The 24,925-nt window shown below is 60.0% G+C and carries 25 protein-coding genes; 11 read left to right on the top strand and 14 right to left on the bottom strand.

Translation table 11 applies throughout. From position 1 onward, the window contains the following. Positions 1–30: 30 nt before the first annotated feature. Positions 31–963 (bottom strand): LysR family transcriptional regulator, encoded by a 933-nt coding sequence (locus tag CFU_RS14310; protein WP_041743519.1) that lies wholly within the window; start codon positions 961–963, stop codon positions 31–33. A gap of 209 nt (positions 964–1,172) precedes the next feature. On the opposite strand from CFU_RS14310, the gene CFU_RS14305 reads away from it, so the two are divergent. The 5 genes from CFU_RS14305 (at position 1,173) to CFU_RS14285 (ending at position 6,979) form a co-directional block, all read left to right on the top strand. Beyond that, entirely contained in the window at positions 1,173–2,387 is a 1,215-nt protein-coding gene (locus tag CFU_RS14305) for an ABC transporter substrate-binding protein (protein WP_041742087.1), read from the top strand. Between the two features lie 67 nt (positions 2,388–2,454). Further along, positions 2,455–3,960, top strand: a complete 1,506-nt coding sequence (locus CFU_RS14300) for a CoA-acylating methylmalonate-semialdehyde dehydrogenase (RefSeq protein WP_041743518.1) — start codon at positions 2,455–2,457, stop codon at positions 3,958–3,960. A 36-nt stretch (positions 3,961–3,996) separates the two neighbouring features. After that, positions 3,997–4,890, top strand: a complete 894-nt coding sequence (gene mmsB, locus CFU_RS14295; RefSeq protein WP_041742086.1) for a 3-hydroxyisobutyrate dehydrogenase — start codon at positions 3,997–3,999, stop codon at positions 4,888–4,890. Positions 4,891–5,036: 146 nt separating this feature from the next. Then, complete coding sequence (locus CFU_RS14290; protein WP_014006749.1) at positions 5,037–5,471, top strand: Rrf2 family transcriptional regulator; 435 nt, start codon at positions 5,037–5,039, stop codon at positions 5,469–5,471. Positions 5,472–5,728: 257 nt separating this feature from the next. Further along, the gene (locus tag CFU_RS14285) at positions 5,729–6,979 is read left to right on the top strand and encodes an MFS transporter (RefSeq protein ID WP_050808597.1); all 1,251 of its coding nucleotides are present in this window, start codon (positions 5,729–5,731) and stop codon (positions 6,977–6,979) included. An 80-nt stretch (positions 6,980–7,059) separates the two neighbouring features. Here the strand turns inward: CFU_RS14285 and CFU_RS14280 are convergent, their stop codons facing one another. Then, positions 7,060–7,629 carry an elongation factor P gene (locus CFU_RS14280; RefSeq protein ID WP_014006747.1) on the bottom strand — a complete coding sequence of 190 codons (570 nt, stop codon included), beginning with the start codon at positions 7,627–7,629 and terminating at the stop codon, positions 7,060–7,062. A 139-nt stretch (positions 7,630–7,768) separates the two neighbouring features. Next, positions 7,769–8,923 (bottom strand): elongation factor P maturation arginine rhamnosyltransferase EarP, encoded by a 1,155-nt coding sequence (gene earP / locus CFU_RS14275; RefSeq protein ID WP_014006746.1) that lies wholly within the window; start codon positions 8,921–8,923, stop codon positions 7,769–7,771. 114 nt (positions 8,924–9,037) lie between these two features. On the opposite strand from earP, the gene CFU_RS14270 reads away from it, so the two are divergent. Beyond that, positions 9,038–9,274 carry a hypothetical protein gene (locus CFU_RS14270; protein ID WP_014006745.1) on the top strand — a complete coding sequence of 79 codons (237 nt, stop codon included), beginning with the start codon at positions 9,038–9,040 and terminating at the stop codon, positions 9,272–9,274. Here the strand turns inward: CFU_RS14270 and CFU_RS14265 are convergent. Genes CFU_RS14265 through CFU_RS14240 form a run of 6 tightly spaced genes read right to left on the bottom strand, consistent with a single transcriptional unit; the run spans position 9,267 to position 13,580 of the window. After that, positions 9,267–9,764, bottom strand: coding sequence for a DUF2867 domain-containing protein (locus tag CFU_RS14265; RefSeq protein WP_041742084.1), 498 nt, complete (start codon positions 9,762–9,764; stop codon positions 9,267–9,269). The genes CFU_RS14270 and CFU_RS14265 overlap by 8 nt on opposite strands. Then, positions 9,761–9,931 carry a cytochrome bd-I oxidase subunit CydX gene (gene cydX / locus CFU_RS23925; protein WP_041742083.1) on the bottom strand — a complete coding sequence of 57 codons (171 nt, stop codon included), beginning with the start codon at positions 9,929–9,931 and terminating at the stop codon, positions 9,761–9,763. Before cydX ends, CFU_RS14265 begins: the two co-directional genes overlap by 4 nt. 19 nt (positions 9,932–9,950) lie before the next feature. Continuing rightward, entirely contained in the window at positions 9,951–11,090 is a 1,140-nt protein-coding gene (gene cydB, locus CFU_RS14255; protein WP_014006743.1) for a cytochrome d ubiquinol oxidase subunit II, read from the bottom strand. A gap of 12 nt (positions 11,091–11,102) precedes the next feature. Then, the gene (locus CFU_RS14250; RefSeq protein ID WP_014006742.1) at positions 11,103–12,689 is read right to left on the bottom strand and encodes a cytochrome ubiquinol oxidase subunit I; all 1,587 of its coding nucleotides are present in this window, start codon (positions 12,687–12,689) and stop codon (positions 11,103–11,105) included. Then, on the bottom strand, positions 12,686–12,928 hold the full coding sequence (gene cydP / locus CFU_RS14245; protein ID WP_014006741.1) for a cytochrome oxidase putative small subunit CydP: 243 nt from the start codon (positions 12,926–12,928) through the stop codon (positions 12,686–12,688). The genes CFU_RS14250 and cydP overlap by 4 nt, the downstream gene beginning before the upstream one ends. A gap of 4 nt (positions 12,929–12,932) precedes the next feature. Next, a complete protein-coding gene (locus CFU_RS14240; RefSeq protein ID WP_014006740.1) occupies positions 12,933–13,580 on the bottom strand; it encodes a GbsR/MarR family transcriptional regulator in 648 nt (215 codons plus the stop codon). Between the two features lie 221 nt (positions 13,581–13,801). Between CFU_RS14240 and ppa the strand changes: the two genes are divergently transcribed. Beyond that, the gene (ppa, locus tag CFU_RS14235) at positions 13,802–14,341 is read left to right on the top strand and encodes an inorganic diphosphatase (protein WP_014006739.1); all 540 of its coding nucleotides are present in this window, start codon (positions 13,802–13,804) and stop codon (positions 14,339–14,341) included. Positions 14,342–14,434: 93 nt separating this feature from the next. Here the strand turns inward: ppa and CFU_RS14230 are convergent, their stop codons facing one another. The 3 genes from CFU_RS14230 to CFU_RS14220 all read right to left on the bottom strand — a co-directional run bounded on the left by CFU_RS14230 (position 14,435) and on the right by CFU_RS14220 (position 17,274). After that, positions 14,435–15,493, bottom strand: a complete 1,059-nt coding sequence (locus tag CFU_RS14230; protein WP_014006738.1) for a nucleotidyl transferase AbiEii/AbiGii toxin family protein — start codon at positions 15,491–15,493, stop codon at positions 14,435–14,437. Next, positions 15,490–16,197, bottom strand: coding sequence for a DUF6088 family protein (locus CFU_RS14225; protein WP_041742082.1), 708 nt, complete (start codon positions 16,195–16,197; stop codon positions 15,490–15,492). Before CFU_RS14225 ends, CFU_RS14230 begins: the two co-directional genes overlap by 4 nt. A gap of 192 nt (positions 16,198–16,389) precedes the next feature. Continuing rightward, on the bottom strand, positions 16,390–17,274 hold the full coding sequence (locus CFU_RS14220) for an EamA family transporter (RefSeq protein WP_041742081.1): 885 nt from the start codon (positions 17,272–17,274) through the stop codon (positions 16,390–16,392). A gap of 97 nt (positions 17,275–17,371) precedes the next feature. Between CFU_RS14220 and CFU_RS14215 the strand changes: the two genes are divergently transcribed. Continuing rightward, a complete protein-coding gene (locus CFU_RS14215) occupies positions 17,372–18,277 on the top strand; it encodes a LysR family transcriptional regulator (RefSeq protein WP_014006736.1) in 906 nt (301 codons plus the stop codon). 6 nt (positions 18,278–18,283) lie between these two features. Here the strand turns inward: CFU_RS14215 and CFU_RS14210 are convergent, their stop codons facing one another. Beyond that, positions 18,284–19,165: an O-acetylserine/cysteine exporter gene (locus CFU_RS14210; RefSeq protein ID WP_014006735.1), complete on the bottom strand. Its 882-nt coding sequence runs from the start codon at positions 19,163–19,165 to the stop codon at positions 18,284–18,286. Between the two features lie 478 nt (positions 19,166–19,643). Here CFU_RS14210 and CFU_RS14205 point away from each other — a divergent pair, with 478 nt between their 5' ends. Beyond that, positions 19,644–20,900 carry an MFS transporter gene (locus tag CFU_RS14205; protein ID WP_238531470.1) on the top strand — a complete coding sequence of 419 codons (1,257 nt, stop codon included), beginning with the start codon at positions 19,644–19,646 and terminating at the stop codon, positions 20,898–20,900. Between the two features lie 26 nt (positions 20,901–20,926). Here CFU_RS14205 and CFU_RS14200 read toward each other — a convergent pair whose 3' ends face one another. Beyond that, positions 20,927–22,279, bottom strand: coding sequence for a GNAT family N-acetyltransferase (locus tag CFU_RS14200; RefSeq protein WP_014006733.1), 1,353 nt, complete (start codon positions 22,277–22,279; stop codon positions 20,927–20,929). Here CFU_RS14200 and CFU_RS14195 point away from each other — a divergent pair. Together CFU_RS14195 and CFU_RS14190 are read left to right on the top strand one after the other, a co-directional pair. Continuing rightward, positions 22,266–24,323 (top strand): NAD(+) synthase, encoded by a 2,058-nt coding sequence (locus tag CFU_RS14195; RefSeq protein ID WP_041742080.1) that lies wholly within the window; start codon positions 22,266–22,268, stop codon positions 24,321–24,323. The two genes, CFU_RS14200 and CFU_RS14195, sit on opposite strands and share 14 nt — an antisense overlap. A 195-nt stretch (positions 24,324–24,518) precedes the next feature. Beyond that, positions 24,519–24,857: a P-II family nitrogen regulator gene (locus CFU_RS14190; protein ID WP_038487829.1), complete on the top strand. Its 339-nt coding sequence runs from the start codon at positions 24,519–24,521 to the stop codon at positions 24,855–24,857. Positions 24,858–24,925 lie beyond the last annotated feature (68 nt).

Below are 24,925 nucleotides of genomic sequence, written 5' to 3'. Positions count from 1 at the left end.
GGGAGTCGGGATGCGAGTTGATGGAATAATTCAGGCTGAGACAATTGTATCCGAGTAAGTCATGTGGCGTGATTCCCCCATCAGGAACGGCCGGTTAGGTTCGATCACTTCACGCAGGTAGCGCCATAGCGCGGCTACCCGCGCCACATTGCGGGTTTCGGTGGCGGCTACCAGCCAGAACGCGCGCTGGATATCGGCCTGGCCGTCCAGCACCGGCACCAGGTCGTCGCTTTGCTGCGCCAGGAAGCAGGGCAGGATCGCCAGCCCCTGGCCGCTGCGCGCCGCCGTGTACTGGGCAATCACGCTGGTGCTGCGGAAGGCGCGGAAGGCGGCCGGCGCCACATTGTCCTTGTAGCGCAACTCTTCGCTGAACACCAGGTCGTCGACGTAGCCGATGAAAGCGTGATGATTTAAGTCCTGCAAGGTCTTGATCGGTGCATGCGTCTCCAGGTAGGAGCGGGTGGCGTACAGCTTGAGCAGGTAGTCGGTCAGCTTGGTGACCACATAATTGCCGCTTTGCGGGCGTTCGATGGTGACGCCGATGTCGGCTTCGCGCTTGGACAGATTGACGAAGCGCGGCACCGGCAACAGGTCGACCGTGATGTGCGGATGCCGCGCGCAGAAATGCGCCAGGTGCGGCGCCAGCACGAAGGTACCGAAACCTTCGGTGGCGCCGAGCCGGACCTGGCCCGACAGCAGCCGGTTGTGGCCGCTCAGTTCTTCCGCGGCGGCATACACCGTGCTCTCGACCCGCTCCGCATATTCGATCAGCCGGTGGCCTTCCGCGGTCAGCGTGTAACCCTGGTTGTTGCGCTCGAACAGCTGGCTGCCGACCTGTTCCTCGAAACGGTGCATGCGGCGCGACACGGTCGAGTGGTCTATGCCGAGTTTCTTTGCCGTTTCCACCAGGCCCTGGCTGCGCGTCAGCTCCAGGAACACGCGCAGGTTATCCCAATCCAGCATGGCTTTCGTCGATTTCACCTGTTTCTCCTTGTTTTGCATAAATGCAAAGCCATTGTGAATTATTGTCTATTGTTCCAATAATAATGCACATGCAGAATGTCTATATAGAAATTCATAAAAAATAGGATGGGGCACAAGGCGCCCACGCAGAAGGATGCCCGTGCAACTGCGTGGGCATTGCATGCCCACCCTACAAAACAGGAGACCTCATGCGCAACAAGCTGCTGCTACGTAGTTCGGCCGTGATTTTTTTGGGTTTGCTGGCCGGGAGCCAGGCCCTGGCCCAGGAAGGCGAGGTCTACAAGGTCGGCATCCTGACCGACATGTCCGGGCCGTATTCGGCGATGGGCGGACCGGGCTCGGTGGCGGCGGCCAAGATGGCGATCGAGGATTGCCTGAAGGCCGAATGCAAGGGCATGAAAATCGAACTGCTGACCGCGGATCACCAGAACAAGGCCGACATCGGCGCTTCCAAGGCGCGTGAATGGATAGACCGCGACAAGGTCGACGCCATCGCCGATCTGACCAATTCCTCGGTGGCGCTGGCGGTGCAGCGCCTGATCCGCGACAAGGGCGGCATCGCCATGTACAGCGGCCCGGCGACCGGCGTGCTGACCAATGCCGAATGCGCGCCCAATGGTTTCCACTGGATGTTCGATACCTACTCGCAGGCAGCCGGCGCCGCCGCGGCATTGACCAAGATGGGACAGAAGTCCTGGTACTTCGTCACCGTCGACTACGCTTTCGGCCAGTCGCTGGAAAAAGATGCCGGCGATGTCGTCAAGCGCCTCGGCGGCACCGTGGTCGGATCGATCCGCCATCCGCTCAACGCCAGCGACCTGTCGTCGTTCCTGCTGCAGGCGCAAAGCTCGAAGGCGCAGGTGATCGGCCTGGCCAACGGCGGCCAGGATACGGTCAATGCGATCAAGCAGGCGCGCTCGTTCGGCATCGGCGCCAAGAACCAGCGCCTGGCGGCTTTGCTGGTGTTCTTGTCGGATGTGCATGCGCTGGGCCTGAACGACGCCCAGGGCCTGGTCTACACCGACGGTTTCTACTGGGATTTCGACAGCGATACGCGCGCATTCTCCAAGCGTTTCGAAACGCTCTATAAAGGCAACAAGCCGACCATGGTGCATGCTGGCGTCTATTCCAGCGTCTATCACTACCTGAAGGCGGCGGCCGCAACCAAGTCGCACGACTGGAAAATCGTGACCCAGAAAATGCGCGAGATCCCTATCCATGACGCCGTCATGCGCAATGCTTCCATCCGCCCCGATGGCCGCGTGATCCATGACATGTATCTGTACCAGGTAAAAACGCCGGCCGAATCGAAAGCGCCTTGGGATTATCTCAAGCTGCTGTCGACCATCCCGGCACAGCAGGCTTTCAAACCGATGGACGCGTCCTGTCCCTTGGTCAAGTAATACACACTGGGTGCTCAGCGCCGCGGCGCCGGCACCGTTCATTTTTTAATTGTTCGAGGAAGCCATCATGTCTACCAATATCCCTAACATCCCTCTATATGTCGGCGGCAAGACCGTGCAGTCGGCCAGCACCGAATGGCGCGATGTCCTCAATCCGGCGACCCAGGAAGTAGTGGCGCGCGTGCCGTTCGCCACCAAAGCTGAAGTCGACCACGCGGTAGCCGACGCCAAGCAGGCCTTCGCCAGCTGGCGCAACACTTCGCTGGCGCAGCGCATGCGCATCATGCTCAAGTTCCAGCAGCTGCTGCGCGAAAACATCGCGCCGCTGGCCGAGCTGATTACGCGCGAGCACGGCAAGACCCTGCCGGATGCCGAAGGCGAAGTGATGCGCGGCCTGGAAGTGGTCGAGCACGCCTGCTCCATCACTTCGCTGCAGCTGGGCGAACTGGCCGAAAATGCCGCCACCGGCGTCGATGTCTACACCATCAACCAGCCGCTCGGCGTCGGCGCCGGCATCACGGCGTTCAACTTCCCGGTGATGCTGCCTTGCTTCATGTTCCCGGTAGCGGTCGCCTGCGGCAATACCTTCATCCTGAAGCCGTCCGAACAGGACCCTTCTTCTTCGCTGTTCCTGGTCGAACTGGCGCAGCAGGCCGGTTTGCCGCCGGGCGTGTTGAACGTGGTGCATGGCGGCCCGGAGGTGGCCAACATGCTGTGCGACCATCCCGACATCAAGGCGATTTCCTTCATCGGCTCGACCACTGTCGGCACCCATATCTATCGCCGTGCCAGCGAAGCCGGCAAGCGCGCGCAATGCATGATGGGCGCCAAGAACCACTGCATCGTGCTGCCCGACGCCAACAAGGACCAGGCCATCAACAACCTGCTGGGCGCGGCATTCGGCGCCGCCGGCCAGCGCTGCATGGCGAATTCGATGGTGCTGCTGGTGGGCAAGGCGCGTTCCTGGCTGCCGGAAATCGTTGAGCGTTCGCGCGGCCTGAAGATCGGGCCGGGCAGCGACCGCAAGGCCGACCTCGGGCCGATGGTGTCGAAAGCCGCCAAGGCGCGCACCGAACGCCTGATCGGATCGGGCGTGGAGCAGGGCGCGCGGCTGCTGCTGGATGGCCGCAACTGCCAGGTGGCCGGTTACCCCGACGGCAATTTTGTCGGTCCGACCATTTTTTCCGGCGTGACCGCCGAGATGGATATCTATACGCAAGAGATCTTCGGCCCGGCCATGTGTGTGGTCGAACTGGAGACGCTGGACGAAGCGATTGCCTTCATCAACGCCAACCCGAACGGCAACGGCACGTCGATCTTTACCTCCTCGGGCTGGTCCGCGCGCAAGTTCCAGAACGAGATCGATGTCGGCCAGGTCGGCATCAATGTGCCGATCCCGGTGCCGGTGGCTTATTTCAGCTTTACCGGTTCGCGCGCTTCCAAGCTGGGCGACCTCGGCCCCAACGGCAAGCAGGCGGTGCAGTTCTGGACCCAGACCAAGACCGTGACCGCGCGCTGGTTTGCGCCGGATGCGGACGGCGGCGAGATCAATACGACGATTTCCATGAAGTGATCGCACGCAGCCTAACAAGTCACAGGAGAGTTTGACATGAGTAGCGACATCGTTTTTATCGGCCTCGGCAATATGGGTTTGCCGATGGCGCTGAACCTGGTGAAGGCCGGCTGCAAGGTCAGCGGCCATGACCTGCTGGCGGCCAGCGTCGACAAGTTTGTCGCCGGCGGCGGCAGCACCGGCAGCGATTTGCCGGCCGCGGTGGCGGCAGCCAGGATCGTCATCACGATGCTGCCGGCCAGCCGCCACGTTGAGGGCGCCTACCTCGGCCCCAACGGCATCCTGGCGCAGGCGGCGCCGGGCACGTTGCTGATCGACTGCTCGACCATCGCTCCCGACGCTGCGCGCAAGGTGGCGACGGCGGCGCGCGACAAAGGCTTCACCATGCTCGATGCGCCGGTTTCGGGCGGCACCGGCGGTGCTGCCGCCGGTACCCTGACTTTCATGGTCGGCGGTTCCGCCGAAGGCTTTGCCCTGGCCAAGCCATACCTGGAAAAAATGGGCAAGGCAATTTTCCACGCCGGCGACAACGGCAGCGGCCAGACCGTCAAGGTGTGCAACAACATGCTGCTGGGGATCCTGATGATCGGCAGCTGCGAGGCGATCCGGCTCGGCATGGCGAACGGCATGGATCCCAAGGTGCTGTCGGAAATCATGGCGAAAAGTTCGGGCCGCAACTGGGCGCTGGAAGTCTACAACCCGTGTCCGGGAGTGATGGAAAATGCGCCGGCGTCCAAGGGCTATGCCGGCGGCTTCGGCGTCGACCTGATGCTCAAGGACCTCGGGCTGGCGGTGGAAAATTCGCTGTCCACTGGCAGCAGCGTGCCGCTCGGCGCGCTGGCGCGCAACCTGTACGACATCCACAGCAAGAGCGGCGCCGGCGGGCTGGATTTTTCCAGTATTTTCAATATGTTGGCCAAGGCCGGGTAAATCGCCCATCTCGGCAGCCGGCGTCCTGTCCGCGCACCGTCGCGGAAGACGTCGGCGCTGTGGCCTCGATGGGCAATACGCATCCGAATAAGCTTATGCTACAAAGTTACTTGACTGAGGGTATCTGTATCGAATAAGATTACAGTATGAAGTCGAGTCGATTTGCCGTGGCGGCACACATTTTAGTCAGCGTCGAGTACGCGACCAGGGGCGGGGAAGTGTTTTTGCCTTCCACCGCCATTGCCACGAGCGTCAATACCAATCCCGTTTTTGTGCGTGAACTGCTGCGCAAGCTGAGCAAGGCCAAGCTGGTGTTGACCAAGGAAGGCAAGGGCGGCGGCGTGCAGCTGGCGCGGCCGGCGTCGGACATCAACCTGGCGGAGATCTACCAGGCGGTGGAGGAAGGGCCGGTGCTGAAGCACAATACGCGTTCGAAAGACCTCTGTTGTCCGGTCAGCTGCGGCATGGATATGGTGCTGGATCCGGTGGTGTCGGAAGTCGAGGGCGCTTTGCTGGAGATCCTGCGGGAAAGAAAATTGTCCGAGCTGGTCAACAAGATCGCCGACAAGACTGAGGCATAGTGGTTTTTTTTATAATTAACTGTATAAAAATCATATACAGTTAATTGGCGCAGTTAATTGGTATGGTTGATTGAGTAAGGGATCGATTTTGATCCTATTTTTACATTCTAAACTGTATTAAAAAATATTACAGTTTAGTCGCGGCGAGGCGGGTTGCCGCAAACCAGATGCAAGGCAGCCGGCACGGCTGGTCAGTGCCGGCTGCATTTTTATCGATTTTGGTTATTTCTATCAGGCGTAAAGAACAGGAGTTTCACATGGAAAAAAATATGGCGGCGATCAGCGCGCAAAACGACAGCCTTCTCGACCTGCCCGTGCATGTCAGCAGCACGGCATCGCCTTTGCGTTCGTGGCTGTCGGTGGTGGCGGTGGCGATAGGCGCGTTTGCGTTTGTCACCACGGAATTCCTGCCGGTCGGGCTGCTGCCGCAAATCGCGCACGACCTTGGCGTTTCGCCCGGCACCGCCGGTTTGATGGTGACCACGCCGGGAGTGATCGCGGCCATCTCGGCGCCGGGGCTGATGCTGGGAGCAGGGCGCATTAACCGCCGCCTGATCTTGCTGATGCTGTCGGTGCTGCTGCTGGCGTCCAACCTGATATCGGCGATGGCTCCCGGCTTTGGCACGATGCTGCTAGGACGGGCCCTGCTGGGCGCGGCGCTGGGCGGATTCTGGACGCTGGCGCTGGCGACTTCGGCGCGGCTGGTGCGGGAAGAGCACGCCGCCAAGGCGACCGCCATGATACTGACCGGCGTCACCTTCGCCACGGTGATCGGGGTGCCGCTCGGCACCTTCATCAGCACCCTGGCTTCCTGGCGCGCATCGTTCATCGCCACCGGCGTGCTGGCCGCCGTGGCGCTGGCTGCGCAAGCGCTGCTGCTGCCTTCGCTGCCGTCGAAAGCGGCGATTCGCTTCAGCGACCTGGGCGCATTGCTGGGCCGGGCGACTATCCGCAAAAGCTTGCTGATGGTGGCGCTGGTGTTTGGCGCGCACTTTTCCGCCTACACCTATGTCACGCCGTTCCTGGTGCAAAGCGCAGGATTCAGCCTGCCGGCGATTACTTCGGTACTGCTGGGCTTCGGTTTCGTCGGCTTCGTTTCGAATTTTGCGATCTCGACCACCGTCTCCCGCAACCTGCAGCTTTCGCTGTTTTCCATGGTGGCGATCCTGATGGTGGCTTTGCTGGCGTTGCCGCTGCTGCATGCATCGCAAGCGGGCGTGGTGACGATGGTGCTGGCCTGGGGCGTGGCGTTCGGCGCCATCCCGTTGTGCGCCAGCATCTGGCTGCAATTGTCGTCCCCTGACTTGCCGGAAGCCGGTTCCGCGTTATTCGTCAGCATTGTGCAGGTAGCGATTGCGGTAGGTTCGTCCACCGGCGGCGTGGTGGTCGATTCGCTCGGCATCTCGTCTACCCTGTGGCTGGGCGGCGGACTGGCGCTGGCAAGCCTGGCGGTGATCGCCAGTTTCGGTTTCAACAACAAGAACCTGGCCGAGACCCTGAGCGAATAAGCGGCGCCCCGCTCGATATCGGGCGGGCGAAAAAAAACGCTGCGGAAGAATCCGCAGCGTTTTTTTTGAAGGCGGGAGTATTAAGCGCGCTTCTTGAACTCGTTGGTGCGTGTGTCGATTTCGATCATGTCGTCGGAGCTGACGAACAGCGGCACCATGACGATGTGCTGGTTGGCTTCGATAGCGTTTTCGATCTTGGCTTCTTTCAGGACGTTGCCCGAAGTGTTGCCCTTGACTGCCGGCTCCGAGTAGACAACCTGGCGCTGGATTGTGGTCGGCAGTTCGACCGAGATTGCCTTGCCGTCGTAAAACACGGCTTCGCATTCCATGCCGTCTTTCAGGTAGTGCAGGGCGTCGCCCAGGTTTTCTGCTTCGATTTCATACTGTTCGTAGTCGGCGTCCATGAACACGAACAACGGATCGGCGAAGTACGAATAAGTCACTGGTTTCTTGTCGAGCACGACCACGTCGAACTTGTCGTCGCCGCGGAAAACGTTTTCCATCGGGGCGTTGGTCAGCAGGTTCTTCAGTTTCCACTTGTAGGTGAAGCCCGTGCGGCTCGAACCGTTGACGTCAGAGCGCAAGACGATCATAGGCTTGCTGTCGACCATGATGATGTTGCCAACACGAATTTCTTTTGCAGGTTTCATAGCGAATATACGTAAAAAGTAGGTTACTTAAGAATCATCTGTAGCCTACTGGCAAAAAACGCCGCAAGCCCACGTATGATTGAATTTTTAAAATGCGTCAAAAATTAGCCGTATATTTTAACCTATTTTTCCATGCCTCTTACCTAACTGTTTTGGCAAACTTCAGTAAATTGCAGGCCAAGTCGCCATTTGCCAACATTTGCCGCTGCCAATCCATGGCCATGATGGCAATTTTCGGCATGTCGGCTGCCAGCGACGCCCATAGCGCGGCCCAGTCCGCGGTTTTTTTGGCGGCTTCGTTCCAGTTCAGGGAAAATTCGGCCAGGTTCTCGGTTGTGGCCGTATAGGACTGCAAAAATGCGTTCAATTTGACATGATGCAAGTCTTCGTCTTGCGGGTAGATGTGCCAGACGAAGGGCTTGCCGGCCCACTGGGCGCGCACGAAGGAATCCTCGCCCCGCACGAAATTGAGGTCGCAGGCCCACAGCAGCTTGTCGTAATCTTGCTGCGGAATGAAGGGCAGCACCCGCACGGTCAGTGCGCCGCGGGTTGCGCTGGCCCCGGCTAACGCGGCTCGCCCGAGAAATGTTTCGACGGCGTCGACGGCGACGCCTTCCGGCACCAGGCAAGTCATCGCCGCGCCGCCGTTTTGCCATGCCTCGAACAAAGCCGGCGCCGGCGCTTGCGGATAGCAGAACAGCGAAACTTTCAGGGATGCCGTCTCTGCAGGTGTTACGCCAAACTGCCGGAGAAAGGCCGCCATCACAGCTGGATCCTGTTGAAATGCCTGGCGCTGCTGCAGCAGGCCGGATTCGAGCAGCAGGCCGCCGGTCTTGTTGGTGAAGCCGGGGAAGAAAAAATATTTGGTCAAGGACCGCGATTGCGGCGAGGGCAGCGCATGGCAGCCTTCCACCCAGGCTTCGGCGCTCAGTCCTTCCAGGTTGAGCCACACCGGATGCGGTACGCGCTCCGCCATCGCCGCAATATAACCGGGCGGTATGTCGCAGGCGAAAAATTCGATCACGATGTCGGCCACGTCGGCGGCCGCAAACACGCCATCCTGGCCGGACCAGTGGCGTATTGTTACCGCGCCAACTTGCTGTAGTTCGCGATCGACGGCGACTTGCGGGCAGATCCGCTGGAAACTGGCCAGGTCGTCTACCCATAAGGTGACGGCGATGCCATGTTCCTGCTCCAGCTGCCGCGCCAGGCGCCAGCAGATGCCGATGTCGCCGTAGTTGTCGACCACCTTGCAAAACAAGGCCAGCGATGTTTGTGTTGTTCGATGATTCAAGATTCAGGTTCCAGCAGGAATGGAGTTTTTTATGACGTTTTTATTCCACGGCGGTTTTGCATTCGGCCGCGTAATGTAATAATGCCGTCCCCGTATGATACTGGACCTTGACCGATGATAAACGAGCGCGACCTGATTGCCGACCTGACGCTGGCGGTAATCGACCTGGCAGGGGCCTTGGCGCAGATAGCGGAAACCATGCCCGAGCACGCCAAGGCGCAGATCAACGATTCGCTGAATGTGGCGGTGACCAAGCTGGAGCAGGTGGCGCTGGCCATCAGCGCCGGCGACGGCGCGGACGAGGCGGCAACGGCAGCTGAAACCGGATGTGTAGCCGAGGCCGCTAGCTGACCTGGCCGAACCTGGCGTGTTCCAGCAAGTGCCGCACAATCAGCCGGTGGAAGGGCATGATTGTCGCCAGGTAGGCGCGGCCGAAGAAATTATTGGTCTTGACCACGGTGGCGACGGTCACCAGGGTGCCGGTGTCGGAACCGGCATTGACCGTCACGCTGATCCTGAAGTCGAGATGCTTGTCGTCGAATCCCAGCACAACTTCCTCGGCCGACTGGGCGACGACCGGGAAGCCGCCTATGGTCGGCTGCAGCGGCTGGTCGACGCCGATCTCCACTGTCCTCAGCTGGAACAGGCTGACGATGCAGTTGCGCGTCTTCACCAGATGCCTGACCCAGGCCGGCGGATGCGTAACGATGGCTTGCGTCGCCTGGCGCGCAGTCAGGCCGGAAACCGCAGCGTCGACCTGGTAAGCATCTGCAAAATCATGGCCCGGCAATAGCGAGCGGGCGCTGGCGCTCAGCGCCACGATGCAGGCTGGCCCGTTCATTTTTTCCGCGCCTTGGCTTCGTGCTCGGCGGCAGCGCTTTCAAAACGCTCGCGCGTGGTTTCTTCATCGCGGCTGCCGAAGGCATAGTTGGCTTCCAGCCACATGACGTTGATGATGCCGAACGCCAGCGCCAGGCCGACTCCCAATATCCATGCGAAATACCACATAAGTTTCTCCCTTGTCCTGTCAGTAAGCGGTGTGTTCGTTGTCTTCGATATGCTTGAGGGTGACCTTGCCGCGCATGACCCGGTACACCCAGGTGGTGTAGAGCATGATGATCGGCAGCATGATGACCACCACCCAGAACATGATGCCCAGCGTCTTGTGGCTCGATACCGCATCCCAGATGGTGAGGCTGCTGTTGGGATCGAGCGAGGACGGCATGATGAACGGGAACAGCGATGCGCCGGCGGTGAGGATCACCGCGGTGACGCTGATCCCGCTGGAAAGGAATGCCGCCATGGCCTTGTTGGCGCTGCTGAACGCCGTGCACAGCAATGCTGCCGCCACCGCCACCACCGGCAGGGCCCAGATTGCCGGCCAGTGCGCATAGTTGTCGAACCAGGCGCCGGCGACCGTGGTCACGGTTTTGGCGGTCGGCATGAAGGCAGTGTTCATGTCCGGCATGGCGCTGATGCGATAGCCGTCGATGCCGTAGGCGACCCAGAAGCCGCCGGCGACGAACAGCGCGGCGGTAACCAGGCCGGCGATCTTGGCGACGTTGCGGGCGCGCTGTGCGATCACATCGTCGGTCTTCACTTGCAGGTAGGCCGCGCCGTGCATCAGCAGCATGGCTACGCTCAGCAATCCGGCCAGCAGGCCGAACGGATTGAGCAGCTGGAAGAAGTTGCCGGTATATTCCACCCGCATGGTGTCGTCGTAATGGAAAGGCACGCCGAGGAACAGGTTGCCAAAGGCCACGCCGAAGATCAGCGGCGGCACGAAGCCGCCGGCGAACAGGCCCCAGTCCCAGGCATTGCGCCAGCGCGTATCGGCCACCTTGCTGCGGTAGTCGAAGCCGACCGGGCGGAAGAACAGCGAGAACAGCAGCAGCATTAGGGCGACGTAGAAACCGGAGAAGGCCGCGCCGTACACCAGCGGCCAGGCCGCGAAAATGGCGCCGCCGGCGGTGATGAACCAGGTCTGGTTGCCTTCCCAGGTGCTGCCTATGGAATTGATGACGACCCGTCGTTCGCCGTCGGTCTTGCCGATGAAGGGCAGCATCATGCCGACCCCGAAGTCGAAGCCGTCGGTGAGGGCGAAGCCGATCAGCAGCACGCCGACAAAGCCCCACCAGATGATCTTTAAGGTTTCATAATCGAACATGGCGGTTTCTCCTTATGCCTTGGCGGTGGAGCCGGTAGTTGATGTTTCCAGGCGTTCCCAGTGGTACTTGCCGGTATGCAGGCTGCTCGGGCCGCGGCGGGCGTATTTCACCATCAGTATCATTTCAATGATGAACAGGAAACCATAGAAGCCGAGGAAACCTGCCAGGCTGAAGTAGAGGCTGCCGGGTTGCAGGGTCGAAGCCGACAGATGGGTCGGCAGCACGCCGGAGATGGTCCACGGCTGGCGGCCGTATTCGGCCAGCAGCCAGCCCAGTTCGATCGCCACCCACGGCAGCGGGATGCTGTACACCGCCAGGCGCAGCAGCCAGCGCTGTTTCGCCAGTTTCTTGCGGATCAGGAAGTAGAACGAGCAAGAGAAGATGAACAGGAACAGAATGCCGAGGCCGACCATCAGCCGGAACGACCAGAACATCGGCGCGATTTTGGGAAAGGTGTCGTTGACCGCCATGGCGATCTGCTCAGGCGTGGCGTCGACCACCTTCGGCGTGTATTTCTTCAGCAGCAAGCCGTAGCCGAGATCGTCTTTCAGCTTGTCGAAGGCGGCTACCGCTTCCGGCGACTTGTCGCCGCCTTTCAGGCGGGTCAGGGCGGCATACGCCAGCATGCCGTTGCGGATGCGCACTTCATGTTCTTTTTTCAGGTCGTGGATGCCGGTGATCTGCTTGTCCACCGAACGGGTGCCGATCAGGCCCAGCACGTAAGGAATCTTGAACGCGAAATCGGTGCGCTGCTCCTTCTCGTTGGGCCAGCCGAACACGGTGATGCCGGCCGGCGCCGGTTCGGTATGCCATTCGGCTTCCATCGCCGCCATCTTGACCTTGTTGACTTCGCCAGCGGTATAACCGGATTCGTCGCCGAGCACGATCACCGACAAGGTCGAAGCCAGGCCGAAACCGGCGGCAATCGCGAACGAACGCAGCGCAAACGCGGTGTCGCGCCCTTTCAGCAGGTAGTAGGCGGAGATGCCAAGCACGAACATCGACGCCGCGACATAACCGGCCGATAGCGTATGGACGAACTTGACCTGGGCCACCGGATTGAAGATGACGTCGACGATGCTGGTCAGCTCCATGCGCATGGTTTCGTAGTTGAACTCGGCGCCGACCGGGTTGTTCATCCAGCCGTTGGCGATCAGGATCCACAGCGCCGACAGGCTCGAGCCCAGCGCCACCAGGAAAGTGATCAACAGATGCTGGACCCGCGACAGGCGGTCCCAGCCGAAGAAGAACAGGCCGACGAAGGTCGATTCGAGGAAAAAGGCCATCATGCCCTCGATCGCCAGCGGCGTGCCGAAGATGTCGCCGACATAGTGCGAGTAGTAGGACCAGTTGGTGCCGAACTGGAATTCCAGCGTGATGCCGGTGGCGATCCCCATGGCGAAGTTGATGCCGAACAGCTTGCCCCAGAAACGCGTCATGTCTTTATAGATGGGACTGCCGGTCATCACATACACCGACTCCATGATGACCAGGATCCAGGCCAGCCCTAGCGTGAGAGGCACGAACAGGAAATGGAACATCGCGGTCGCCGCAAACTGCAGGCGGGACAGAGCGACGACTTCATCAATAGGGATCATTGGCGGGTCTCCGGAGGGGAAGGGTGGGAAGAAGAGGGAGATGAGGATACGGCCGGCGGCCGGCTCAGGAAATGCTGCTCGACGAGGTCGGTCGGCATGCGCATTTTCTTGGTTTGCGGCTCAGAGAAGAAGGCTTTCCAGAGCAGCGTCAGCAGGGCGATCTTGACGATCAGGATCAGGGTGATTTCGACTGCCAGCGGCAGCCGGGTGAATCTTTTTTTTGCGGAGAAAGACTGCATGCGTCTATTCCTTTAGCTGAACCGTCAGCTGCACATCGGGGTGATCGTGGTGGCTCTTGCTGCCGCCGGAGCCGACGCGGAACTTGTCGCGCACATCCAGCAGTTTCTTGACCTTGGAACCCATCTTCATCAGCGACGCCAGGGTTTCCGGCGACAAGCGTTGCACATCGTCGAACCAGGAACTGGACAGTTCGATCAGATTGTACATCTCGCGCATTCGCTGTTGCGCCTGTTTGTCGGTGTCGTTGGCCGGGTTTTCCAGCAAGGCGTCGCGCAGCATCGACAGGGTCGGTTCGATCTCGCGCCGGCGCCGCTCTTCCAGCAGGGTCTTGAAAATGTCCCAGATATCCTTGGGCGGCTCGAAGTATTCGCGGCGGTCGCCCGGCTGGTGCAGCAGCTTGACCAGGCGCCAGGACTGCAGTTCTTTCAGGCCCATGCTGACATTGGAGCGCGAAAAAGTCAGGTAGTCGGCGATCTGGTCGGCGTTCAGCGGCTGGCCCAGCACGTACAGCAGCGCATAGATCTGGCCGACGGTGCGGTTGATGCCCCAGCGGCTGCCCATTTCGCCGAAATGCGAGATGAAGCGCTGGGTCAAAGGCGTCAGGGGGGTAAGCGGGTTGCTTGGGGGTGGGGCGGCGTTGGGAGGGTTCATGATGTTTTGAATTTTCAGTAATTACTGAAATATAAGTCAAAGCCGGAATATTTGCAAGATTCTTGCCTTGCGGTTATTCATTAGGGAAAAATAGCTGTCGTTGTGGCAACCAAGGCGGCAACTAAGTCGATGTTGCATCGCACGATAGGGCTTTGAGCCGTTATAATTTCGGGCTGAGAAGGTTTTTGTAGCGCATTTTTAATTATTGACGAGAGCACACCATGAGTCTGAATCAAGTATCGGCCGGGCGCGATTTGCCAAACGATTTCAACGTCATCATCGAGATCCCGATGAATGCCGATCCGATCAAATACGAAGTCGACAAGGAATCCGGCGCGATTTTTGTCGACCGTTTCATGGGTACTGCCATGCATTACCCTTGCAACTACGGCTATATCCCGCAAACCTTATCGGACGACGGCGATCCGGTCGACGTGCTGGTGATCACTCCGTTCCCGCTGTTCCCAGGCGTGGTAGTGCGCTGCCGCCCGATCGGCGTCCTGAAGATGTCGGACGAAGCCGGCCAGGACGCCAAGCTGCTGGCGGTGCCGGTAGACAAGGTGCTGAGCATCTACACGCACTGGCAAAAGCCGGAAGACATGAATGAACTGCGCCTGAAGCAGATCCAGCATTTCTTCGAGCACTACAAAGACCTGGAAAAGGGCAAATGGGTCAAGATCGACGGCTGGTTCGGTCCGGATGAGGCGCGCAAGGAAATCTTGTCTGGCGTTGAGTCTTACAAGAAATCCGTCGCGGCGTAATTTGTCCCGGGTTTAATAAAAAAACGCACTCCGGTGCGTTTTTTTATTTCATGGAATATCAGTTCCAAATTTGGCTGATCTGTACGAGCTACGCTACAGCGGGTTGAGTGGGCCTGCGCCGTTGACGATCTGCTCGAAGCGTTCTGCGCTGTCCAGTATCGCATCAAGTTGTGGGATGTGGCCGAAGATCATGCCAGTCATTGCTTCGTAATCTCTTTCAATTGCATCTCGCATCATGAGGCTCGGCGCCAGCGTGAACGTGCCTGGTGCGGCAATATCGAGTCCCAAATCGGCACTGCCGAAGAACAGTCGTGCATGGCGGGCGCAATCGATCGCCAGCGCGTGATCGGATTGCCATGCGGCCGCCAGCGGCGCCTGCATTAGTTGATGCACGTCATAGTAGTGACGAGAAACGCGTTGCCCGCCGTGTCGTAACTCGCCTCGACGGTCGTGCCACTGGCGGAGGCCGTGCAAGATCATGACCTTGTCCCAAAAAGTACGTTCGGGATTCACGGTGGTAACGTTCGTCACGGTCAGGTCCAGGTCGGGAAGATCTTGCGTGACATACGGCGTGACGGTGGCTGCGGCATGCGGATCGAGGGCAGATTTGGCGCCGGCCTCAATCTTCACGGCTGAACGGATGTAATCGCCGGCAGTAACCGTGACCGCGGGATACCAGAACAGCAGACTTTGACCATCTTTGTCGTCGGGGTCGGGTTCCAGCCGAAAACGGTTTGCGGGAATGACAGATGATGCGAGCTGGACGAATTGCGCGGTCAACGGCCCGGCGATATAGCCCTGACATGCATCGCGGATGGTTGCGAGACGTGCGCGGCGCTTCCTCCCGCTCAGCGCATCCAGATCGGCAGCCTCTGCACCTTGTCCCAAATCATCACGGAACACGGTGATATCGATGTCTTCGGAAAAGCGCGAGATGAGGCCGAAAGCCTTGGAAAGCGAGGTGCCGCCTTTGAACAGCAGTCGGGGCCCGTCGTTCTCCAGGCCGTTGAACAGTGCGTCCAGCACCCAGCAGACCCAGAAATCCTTTTCGACATTCTGGACCGCTGTGCCAAGACGGGCTGCAGCGCCGAGAAACAAATCTCGGCGCTCGTCATCACTGGCGGTGATGACGGTATGGAATGCCGGATTCAATGCGCGTCCACCTGTTTGACAGTGCGGCGACGCACTGATGACGGCTTTTCAGCGCCGGGAGATTGACGTGTCGCCTGCGAGGCGCACCCGGGGAGTTCGCGGACCAGGCTTTGCATCCACGCCGGCAACAAGCTGAAGCCCTCGCGCAGATCGCGGCGGATCGCAGCGCCGTGTACAGGATCGTCCAGAACCTTGGACAATTTGTTCAGGACAAGAGAACGCTCCGCAGTCAATGTGTCTTTCAACCAGTACAACGCCTGTACGATGCGCATGGCTGGACGTCCCGCCCAGTAAAGGCGGCTGGGCGCCGTCTGCTTGAACTCAACGACTAGCTTGTCTAGTTGCACTGTGCGACGGCGGGTGTCGGTATGGATGGTGACGCGAGCCGGTACCGCATCGGTCAGGCCAAGGTCATTGGCGGCGGTCATGCCGTCGACCAGCAGGCGCAATTGATCCCGGCGGGCAATAGCTTCCACTACCGCACGGTAGTCGGGAGACGTGGGGCGCTGGGTCAGGCTGTTCAGCTTGGGCCGGTCATATAGGCCTCTGTCGATGCGACGCAACTCTCCTGCCCGCACCATGCGCTGCAGGGTCTTGTCGATGGCATCACGGCTGCCCAGTTGTGCAAAATCGGTTGGTACCCAGACTTGCCCAGGGCCAGCTGCTTCGATCAGTGCCGAAATGTGGGGTTTAAGAGCAGACATTATTTCTCCTGTCCGATATTTATATATCTTTTTCGGACATTTTTCAAGAATTTGTCCGAAAAATGTAGTTTTATTTCGGACTATCTGAGAGTCGCCTCACATTTGTGGCGGTCTATGCGCTGTCATGGTCTTGGCTCCTCAGGCGGGGATTTTATGGTGCGCGGATTGTTGCAACCTGAAGGAGCATTGTCCTTATTGCCTAGCCGCTTTCACCAGCAGCATCAGGCGCCCGCCGAACTGGTTCAGCAGCAAACCGCACAGCACCAGCAGCCCGGCCATGATTTTCCATGGCTGCAGCGCTTCGCCCAGCACCAGGCTCGCGCTCAGCATGCCGGCCACCGGCACCAGCAGCGAAAACGGGGCGACCGTGGCGGCCGGGTATTTGCGCATCAGGGTCGACCAGATGGCGAAACCGAGAATGGTGGTCGGATAAGACTGGAACAGCACGGCGCCGGCCGAGATCCAGCTGAAGCGGGCGGCGGCATCCTGCCAGGCTGCCGGCCCTTCGATCGCCAGCGAGGCCAGCAGCAGGCCGGGCGCCGCCAGCAGCGAACCCCACGCCACCAGCGCCAGCGGATTGACCTTGCCGATCTGCTTGGTGACGATATTGGCGGCGGCCCAGCTGAGGCCGGCGCCCACCACCAGCAGGAAGCCGGTGACGGTAGCGGCGCCGTCCAGGTGCGCGGCTACCAGGCCCATGCCGGCAAAGGCGATCAGGGCGCCTGCAACCTGCGCCGCGCGCGGACGCTCGCCGAGGACGAGAACCGCCAGTCCGACCGTGAAGAAAACCTGCAACTGCATCACCAGCGACGCCAGGCCCGGTGCAAATCCCAGCTTCATCCCATAGAACAGCAAGGAAAACTGGCCGGCGAACTGCAAGCCGCCGTAGGCGATCAGCAAACGCCAGGGAATCGCCGGCCGTTTGATGAAAAACACTAGGGGCAGCGCCGCGAAGATAAAGCGCATTGCGCAGAACAGGATAGGCGGCAAACCCTGCAGGCCGATCTTGATCGCGACGAAATTGAAGCCCCAGATGGAGACGGTCAGTACAGCAAGCAGGATATCGGTAGGTTGCATGTCGAATTGCTCCGTAAGGGAAGGATGAAGCAAGTCTATTGTTTCTGTATGATGATTAAATCGGTTTTTATAAAATCATTATTTCCACATAAAAAATATGATCGATTTGCAAAGAATGGTGGCGTTCGCCGCCGTGGCGGACCACGGCAGCTTTTCGATTGCGGCGGCACGGCTGGAAGTGTCCAATTCGCACATCAGCAAACAGGTCAGCGCGCTGGAGCGCGAGCTGCGGGTGCGCCTGCTGCAGCGGACCACGCGCAGCCTCAGCCTGACCGAAGCCGGCGAACTGTTTTACCGGCGCTGCAAGACCATCCTGTCGGATGTGGCGGAAGCGGAGCAGGAGGTGTTGCGCCGCCAGGATTCGCCGCAGGGGATCTTGCGGGTGACGGCGCCGGCCAATTTCGCCAATGCCTGCCTGCCGGACATCATCTGCGATTTCATGCGGCAGCACCCGGAGATCGAACTGGAGCTGACGCTGTCCGACCTGTTCTTCGACCTGGCCGAGCGCGGCATCGATGTCGCCTTGCGCATCGCCACCACGCCGCCGGAGAATGTGCATGCGCGCCTGCTGCACCAGATCGACTGGAGCGTGGTCGGCAGCGCCGGATATTTTGCCACGCGCCGCCAGCCGCAGGCGCTGGCCGAACTGCCGGCCTACGACTGCCTGGCCGATAACGTGATGTCAGCCAAGGACGTGTGGCAGTTCGAGGAGCTCGGCGGCAAGCCGGGGCAGCGCCATGAAATCGGCATCGATCCGCGCATCAACTGCAATAACAGCGTGTGGCTGCGCGAGTGTGTGCTGCGCGGAATGGGCATAGGCTTGCTGCCGGACTACATGATCGGCGCCGACCTGGCGCAAAAGAAGCTGGTCAAGCTGCTGCCGCAATATGCGCCGTTGCCGCGCCGCCGGCTGTACGGCATCTACCTGCCGAACCGCTACCTGTCGTCCAAGGTCAGGCTGTTCCTGGAAGCGGTCGAACAGGGCTTGCAGCGTCCGGCCTGAAACGCTTCACGCCCTGGCCTTCAGCGCCAGCATCAGGCGCCCGCCGAACAGATTCAAGGCAAGGCCGCCCAGCACCAGCACGCCAGCGACGATTTTCCACCACTGCAGCGATTCACCCAGCAAAACGGCGGCGCTCAGCATGCCCACCAGCGGCACCAGCAGCGAGAACGGCGCTACCGTGGCGGCCGGGTATTTGCGCATGAGGATGGTCCAGATGCCGTAGCCGATGATGGTGTTCGGATAGGACTGGTAGAACACCGCCGCCGCCGAAGTCCAGCCGAAATGGGCAAAGGCAACGTGCCAGGCGGCAGGCCCTTCAAGCACGGCCGAAGCCAGCAGCAAAGGCGGCGCCGCCATCAGCGAACCCCAGGCCATCAGCGCCAGCGGATTGACCTTGCCGATTTTCTTGGTGACGATATTGGCGCTGGCCCAGCTCAGGCCGGCGCCGATCACCAGCAGGAAGCCGATCACGGTGGCCTGCGCTTCCAGGTGCGTCGCCACCAGCACGATGCCGGCCAGCGCCACCAGCGCGCCCAGCAACTGCGTCAGCAGCGGCCGCTCGCCCAGCAGCAGCACCGCCAGGCCGATCGTGAAAAACGCCTGCAGCTGGATCACCAGCGACGCCAGGCCGGCGCCTATGCCCAGCTGCATGCCCGAGAACAGCAAGGAAAACTGCAGGGCGAACTGGAACAGGCCGAAACCGGCTAGGTAGCGCCAGGGAATTGCCGGCCGCTTGATGAAGAACACCAGCGGCAGCGCGGCAAACACGAAACGCAGCGCCGAAAACAGCAGCGGCGGCAAGCCTGCCAGGCCGATCTTGATCACGACAAAATTCATGCCCCAGATCGTGACGGTCAACAAGGCTAGCAGGATATGGGTGGGTTGCATGGCGGTTCTTTGTGTAAAGCCGGGCCGCTAAAAGGAAGCTGATCGGAACGGATGTTTGCGCATGGCCGGGATGCCGTGGCCGACAATAGTATTGGGATGAGACTGATACAGCAAGCGCCAGCCTCGCCGCGATCAATATGCGTTCAAATAACCATATTGTATGACAACAGACAACATAATGAATTGCTCTTGGCAGTCGGATGGGCTGAAAACCGGCACATAGCAACCTGATCCGATACAAATGTTAGCAAATTGACTCGGCGCTGCTTTATTTTCTTGGGTGATGCCTTAAAAAGAATCTTGTCGATCGATATTTTTACTTGTACGATGACAGACATCTATTTCAGTAACAAAATGCTGGCCCGCTAAAAATATAACAGGTCCGGCAAATCGAATTCGAGGAGACAGTAAGGTGAGTGCACTTCTATCTGCGGGCGCCAAGGGCGGCGATGCAACTGGCAGCAATGTCCGGAGCGAACTGGACATTGCGGTCAGTAAAGTGAAATGGCGGATATTGCCCCTGTTCGTCGTCATGTTTATCGCAAACTATATAGATCGCGTCAATATCGGCTTCGTCCGTTCTCATTTGCAGACGGACCTTGGCATAGGCGCGGCAGCGTTCGGGCTTGGAGCCGGCCTGTTTTTCGTGGCCTATGCGGTATTCGAGGTGCCTTCGAACATCCTGCAGCAGCGTTTCGGGGCCAAGGCCTGGCTGACGCGCATCATGTTCACATGGGGAGTCGTGGCTACCGGAATGGCATTCATTACCGGTGAAACTTCGTTCTATGTAATGCGGCTGCTGCTGGGCGTTGCGGAAGCCGGCTTCTTTCCAGGCGTGGTGTATTACTTTACCCAGTGGCTGCCGAACAGCGAACGCGGGAAAGCCATGGCGATTTTTCTCAGCGGCTCGGCTTTGGCTTCCGTGATTTCCGGCCCGTTGTCCGGTGCACTGCTGCAGATCGAAGGCGGCGGATTTCACGGGTGGCAATGGATGTTCATTATCGAAGGCGCCGCATCGATTGTCCTGTGCCTGGTAGTCTGGTTCAGGCTCGACTCCCATCCGCGCGACGCAAAATGGCTGACCGATTCCGAGCGCAAGGCCTTGGCGGAGGTCATCGACGCCGAACAAAAAGAGCGTGAAGCCAACCGGCCAAAACATGTGAGTTCACTTGCATTGCTGAAAGATGGCCGCATCGCACTTTTCTGTTTCGTCTATTTTGCGATCCAGCTGACCATCTATGGAGCGACGTTCTGGCTCCCAAGCATCATCAAGAAGATGGGGCATTTCAGCGATTTCCAGATCGGCCTGTTCAACTCCATACCCTGGCTGATCTCCATCGTTGCAATGTACATTTTCGCTTCCCTGGCGGCACGCTTCAAGCATCAGCAGATGTGGGTGGCGATAGCGCTGGTGGTCGCGGCTTGCGGGATGTTCATGTCAACCACGAGCGGGCCCGTATTTGCGTTTGTGGCGATCTGCTTCGCGGCGATAGGATTCAAGGCGGCTTCTTCACTTTTTTGGCCTATTCCCCAAGGTTACCTGGACGCCCGGATCGCGGCTGGCGTTATCGCACTGATCAATTCATTGGGGAATCTGGGCGGTTTCGTTGCGCCGGCAACCTTTGGCTATCTGGAGCAAAAGACCGGGTCGATCCAGGGCGGGCTGTATGGCCTGGCCGCGGCATCGGTAGTTGCGGCAGCGTTGGTGTTCCTGACAAAAAAACGGCGGCGGTAAACTGCCGGCTGTCTTGCTAGGACGTGCTAGGACGACAGCGATCGAAACGGATTGCGGTCGTTCAGTTCATCCATATAGTTGTCGATGCCGTCCGCTTCGCGTTCCAGGAAATTCGCTACCGCATCGGCGAAAGCGGGGTGGGCCAGCCAGTGCGCCGACCAGGTTTTTTGCGGCAGGAAGCCGCGCGCCATCTTGTGTTCGCCTTGGGCGCCGCCTTCAAAGCAGGTGATCTTTTGCTCGATGCAGAATTCCAGCGGCTGGTAATAGGCGGTTTCAAAATGCAGGCAGGGCACGAACTCGAGCGCACCCCAGTAGCGGCCGTACAAGGTCTGGTCGGTATGGATCAGCAGCGACGAGGCAATCGGCCGGCGCCTGTCATCCTCGCGCTCGGCGACGATCAGCAGGATATTCTGCGGCATGCTGGCCGCTATCCGAAGGAAAAAATCCAGGTTCAGGTAAGGCGTAGAGTGGTGCTCGGCATAGGTTTGCGCATAACAGCGGTGGAAGAAGATCCAGTCGGCCTCGGTCGCATCTGTCCCGCGCACCTGGCGCAGGCGCACGCCGGCATCGGCCACCTTGCGCCGTTCGGCCAGGATGTTCTTGCGCTTCTTGCGTTCCAGCGTATCGAGGAACGCCGTGAAATCCCGGTAACCCGGATTCAGCCAGTGGAACTGGACGCCGCTGCGCAGCATGAAGCCGGCCTGTTGCAGGGCTGCGGCTTGTGCGGCAGGCGGGTAAAGGATATGGGTGGACGAGGTTTGCGTATCTTTGCGCAACGATCGCAGCACTTCGATCAGCGCCGCCCGCGCCTGCTCGTCGCGCGCCAGCAGGCGGCCGCCGGTGACCGGCGTGAACGGGATCGCCGACAGCAGCTTCGGATAGTATTCCAGGCCGTTGCGCTGGTAGGCGTCGGCCCAGGCCCAGTCGAACACGTATTCGCCGTAGGAATGGAATTTGACGTACAGGGGCAGGGCCGCGATCAGTTGCGGCGGGTTGCAGCTTTCTTCCCAAAGGGTCAGGTATTGCGGCTGCCAGCCTGATTTTTCCGAGGCGCTGCCGCTTTCATGCAAGGCGTGCAGGAAGGCAAACGAGAGAAAAGGATTGGCCTCGGCCTGCAGGGCCAGCAGTCCGTCCCATGCCGCCTGGCCGACTTCGCTCAGGGATGAAACAATGCGCGTGGAGGTCTTGGTTGTTGTCTTGTTAATCAAGGACTTGGCGAGCTGTGAATGTGGGTGGAATGTGGGTGGCGAAAACGCCGAGTTTAGCACCGCCGCCGGGGTTCTGCCGCCTGCGCCCAAGGGCAGGCCATTAGCGTGCGATAATTGCTCATCAAGCTTGCCCATCAAGCAGAGCGCAGGAAGAATAATGACAACCAACAAATTTCTGAACCTTTACTCCCATGATTTCGCGCGCGTCGCCGTCGCCATCCCGAAGTGCAGGATAGCCGACCCGGCGTTCAACGCCGCCGAAACCATCGTGCTGGCCCGGCAGGCCGAGCAGCAGGGCGCTGTGTTGGTGGCGTTCCCGGAGCTGGGTTTGTCCGCCTACACCTGCGACGACCTGTTCCACCAGCGCGCTTTGCTGGATGCCTGCGAAGCGGCTCTGGCGACGGTGGTGGAAGCTTCAGCCACGCTGTCGCTGGCGATGATCGTCGGCCTGCCTTTGCGCGTCGGCCACCAGCTGTTCAACTGCGCGGTAGTGATCGCCGGCGGCCGGATCCAGGGCATCGTCCCGAAAAGCTACCTGCCGAACTACGGCGAGTTCTACGAAATGCGCCAGTTCAGCCCCGCTGAAAACGCCGCGGCCAGCCAGGTTGAATTGTTCGGCGTTAGCATCCCGTTCGGCACCGGGCTGCTGTTCGAGGTCAGCAACCTGCCGCTGCTGAAATTCCACGTCGAGATTTGCGAAGACGTATGGGTGCCGATTCCGCCGTCGTCCTTCGCGGCGCTGGCCGGCGCTAGCGTGCTGGTCAACCTGTCCGCCTCCAACGTGGTGGTGGGCAAGGCGGGGTATCGCCACCAGCTGGTGGCGCAGCAGTCTGCGCGCTGCCTGTCGGCGTATCTGTATACCTCGGCGGGCAAGGGCGAATCGTCCACCGACCTGGCCTGGGACGGCCAAGGCCTGATTTACGAAAACGGCGAACTGCTGGCCGAGTCCGAACGTTTCCTGGACGATTCGCACATCATCTTTGCCGATGTCGACCTGGAACGCTTGTCGCGCGAGCGGATGCGCCAGACCACCTTCGGCCAGTCGGTGCGGCGCCATGCCGGCGAAGTCGCCAGGTTCGAGACGATCCGCTTCGAGCTGGCGCTGCCTCTGGACCAGGCCTTGCCGCTGGCGCGCAGCGTCGAGCGTTTCCCTTATGTCCCGGCCGATCCGAAACGCCGCGACGAACGCTGCACCGAGGTCTACAACATCCAGGTGCAGGCGCTGGTGCAGCGCCTGTCCGCCAGCAAGATATCCAAGGTGGTGATCGGCGTTTCGGGCGGGCTCGATTCGACCCACGCCTTGCTGGTCTGCGCCAAGGCGATGGACCGCCTGAACCTGCCGCGCGCCAATATCCTGGCTTACACCATGCCGGGTTTCGCCACCAGCGACCGCACCCTGCTGCAGGCCCGGCAACTGATGCAGGTGGTCGGCGCCACTGCGGCGGAAATCGATATCCGCCCGAGCTGCCTGCAGATGCTGAAAGACCTGGGTCATCCTTACGCCGCGGGGCAGGACCAGTTCGACATCACTTTCGAAAACGTGCAGGCAGGCGAACGCACCAACCATCTGTTCCGGCTGGCCAATTTCAACAACGCCATCGTCATCGGCACCGGCGACCTGAGCGAGCTGGCGCTGGGCTGGTGCACGTATGGCGTGGGCGACCACATGTCGCATTACAACGTCAACGCCAGCGTACCGAAGACCCTGATCAGCCACCTGGTGCGCTGGGTGGCCGAGACCGGCGCCATCGGCGGCCAGGGTTCCGACGTGCTGCTCAATGTGCTGAGCACCGAGATCAGCCCGGAACTGGTGCCCGGCAAGGCCGGGGCCGGCAGCAAGCCGGAACAGATCACGGAAAACGTCATCGGCCCGTATGAATTGCAGGACTTTAACCTGTACTACATCCTGCGGTATGGCTTCGCGCCATCGAAAGTCGCGTTCCTGGCGCTCTCGGCCTGGCACGACAAGACCGCCGGCAACTGGCCCAACGACGCCAAAGTGGTGCGCAACCAGTACGACCTGGCGGCGATCAAGCGCAACCTGGCGATTTTCCTCGATCGCTTTTTCCGGACCAGCCAGTTCAAGCGCTCCTGCGTGCCGAATGCACCTAAAGTGGGCAGCGGCGGTTCGCTGTCGCCGCGCGGCGACTGGCGTGCCCCGAGCGATTCGGAAGCGACGGTCTGGCTGGACGACCTCGACAATATTCCCGGCTGACGGCAGGTCTGCCTGGAACGGTGAAGGACCCGATGGACTGTCTTTTAAATACACTTATTGATTTGAGCGTATAGACAAACCGGGTTTTTCATATACTCTTCTAGCTTGCGCCCGCACTTGAGCTGAACTGAGCTGAGCGCCGTCCGGGCTGCGTTCGCTGCAAAGATTTATGTTTTAATGCCTAAAGGAGTTGTCATGAAGCAAATTACCGCCGTTATCAAACCCTTCAAGCTGGACGAGGTGCGCGAAGCCCTCGCCGAAGTTGGCGTCACCGGCCTGACCGTGACGGAAGTCAAAGGCTTCGGCCGCCAGAAAGGCCATACCGAGCTGTACCGCGGCGCCGAATACGTGGTCGATTTCCTGCCCAAGGTGAAAGTCGAACTGGTGATCGACGATGCGCTGACCGAGCGCGCAGTGGACGCCATCATCAAGGCTGCGCGCACCGGCAAGATCGGTGACGGCAAGATCTTCGTGCGCAATATCGAGCAGGTGATCCGCATCCGCACCGGCGAAACCGGTCCGGACGCAGTCTGATTCCGCAGTTTGGTTTTTTAATGCACTGATCGTTGCTGCCTTCCCTTCCTGCCATTCTCTATCTTGGC

The sequence above is a fragment of the Collimonas fungivorans Ter331 genome (genome assembly GCF_000221045.1).
Lineage (GTDB): Bacteria > Pseudomonadota > Gammaproteobacteria > Burkholderiales > Burkholderiaceae_D > Collimonas > Collimonas fungivorans_A.
The sequence above is the reverse complement of the archived record's forward strand: the minus strand, read 5'-3'. Positions and strand labels throughout refer to the sequence as shown.

What these genes read in the sequence shown, in the direction of transcription:
- CFU_RS14310 (WP_041743519.1), bottom strand. Translation starts at nt 963, where the DNA reads ATGCTGGATTGGGATAACCTGCGCGTGTTCCTGGAGCTGACGCGCAGC.
- CFU_RS14305 (WP_041742087.1), top strand. Translation starts at nt 1,173, where the DNA reads ATGCGCAACAAGCTGCTGCTACGTAGTTCGGCCGTGATTTTTTTGGGT.
- CFU_RS14300 (WP_041743518.1), top strand. Translation starts at nt 2,455, where the DNA reads ATGTCTACCAATATCCCTAACATCCCTCTATATGTCGGCGGCAAGACC.
- mmsB (WP_041742086.1), top strand. Translation starts at nt 3,997, where the DNA reads ATGAGTAGCGACATCGTTTTTATCGGCCTCGGCAATATGGGTTTGCCG.
- CFU_RS14290 (WP_014006749.1), top strand. Translation starts at nt 5,037, where the DNA reads ATGAAGTCGAGTCGATTTGCCGTGGCGGCACACATTTTAGTCAGCGTC.
- CFU_RS14285 (WP_050808597.1), top strand. Translation starts at nt 5,729, where the DNA reads ATGGAAAAAAATATGGCGGCGATCAGCGCGCAAAACGACAGCCTTCTC.
- CFU_RS14280 (WP_014006747.1), bottom strand. Translation starts at nt 7,629, where the DNA reads ATGAAACCTGCAAAAGAAATTCGTGTTGGCAACATCATCATGGTCGAC.
- CFU_RS14270 (WP_014006745.1), top strand. Translation starts at nt 9,038, where the DNA reads ATGATAAACGAGCGCGACCTGATTGCCGACCTGACGCTGGCGGTAATC.
- CFU_RS14265 (WP_041742084.1), bottom strand. Translation starts at nt 9,764, where the DNA reads ATGAACGGGCCAGCCTGCATCGTGGCGCTGAGCGCCAGCGCCCGCTCG.
- cydX (WP_041742083.1), bottom strand. Translation starts at nt 9,931, where the DNA reads ATGTGGTATTTCGCATGGATATTGGGAGTCGGCCTGGCGCTGGCGTTC.
- cydB (WP_014006743.1), bottom strand. Translation starts at nt 11,090, where the DNA reads ATGTTCGATTATGAAACCTTAAAGATCATCTGGTGGGGCTTTGTCGGC.
- CFU_RS14250 (WP_014006742.1), bottom strand. Translation starts at nt 12,689, where the DNA reads ATGATCCCTATTGATGAAGTCGTCGCTCTGTCCCGCCTGCAGTTTGCG.
- cydP (WP_014006741.1), bottom strand. Translation starts at nt 12,928, where the DNA reads ATGCAGTCTTTCTCCGCAAAAAAAAGATTCACCCGGCTGCCGCTGGCA.
- CFU_RS14240 (WP_014006740.1), bottom strand. Translation starts at nt 13,580, where the DNA reads ATGAACCCTCCCAACGCCGCCCCACCCCCAAGCAACCCGCTTACCCCC.
- ppa (WP_014006739.1), top strand. Translation starts at nt 13,802, where the DNA reads ATGAGTCTGAATCAAGTATCGGCCGGGCGCGATTTGCCAAACGATTTC.
- CFU_RS14225 (WP_041742082.1), bottom strand. Translation starts at nt 16,197, where the DNA reads ATGTCTGCTCTTAAACCCCACATTTCGGCACTGATCGAAGCAGCTGGC.
- CFU_RS14220 (WP_041742081.1), bottom strand. Translation starts at nt 17,274, where the DNA reads ATGCAACCTACCGATATCCTGCTTGCTGTACTGACCGTCTCCATCTGG.
- CFU_RS14215 (WP_014006736.1), top strand. Translation starts at nt 17,372, where the DNA reads ATGATCGATTTGCAAAGAATGGTGGCGTTCGCCGCCGTGGCGGACCAC.
- CFU_RS14210 (WP_014006735.1), bottom strand. Translation starts at nt 19,165, where the DNA reads ATGCAACCCACCCATATCCTGCTAGCCTTGTTGACCGTCACGATCTGG.
- CFU_RS14195 (WP_041742080.1), top strand. Translation starts at nt 22,266, where the DNA reads ATGACAACCAACAAATTTCTGAACCTTTACTCCCATGATTTCGCGCGC.
- CFU_RS14190 (WP_038487829.1), top strand. Translation starts at nt 24,519, where the DNA reads ATGAAGCAAATTACCGCCGTTATCAAACCCTTCAAGCTGGACGAGGTG.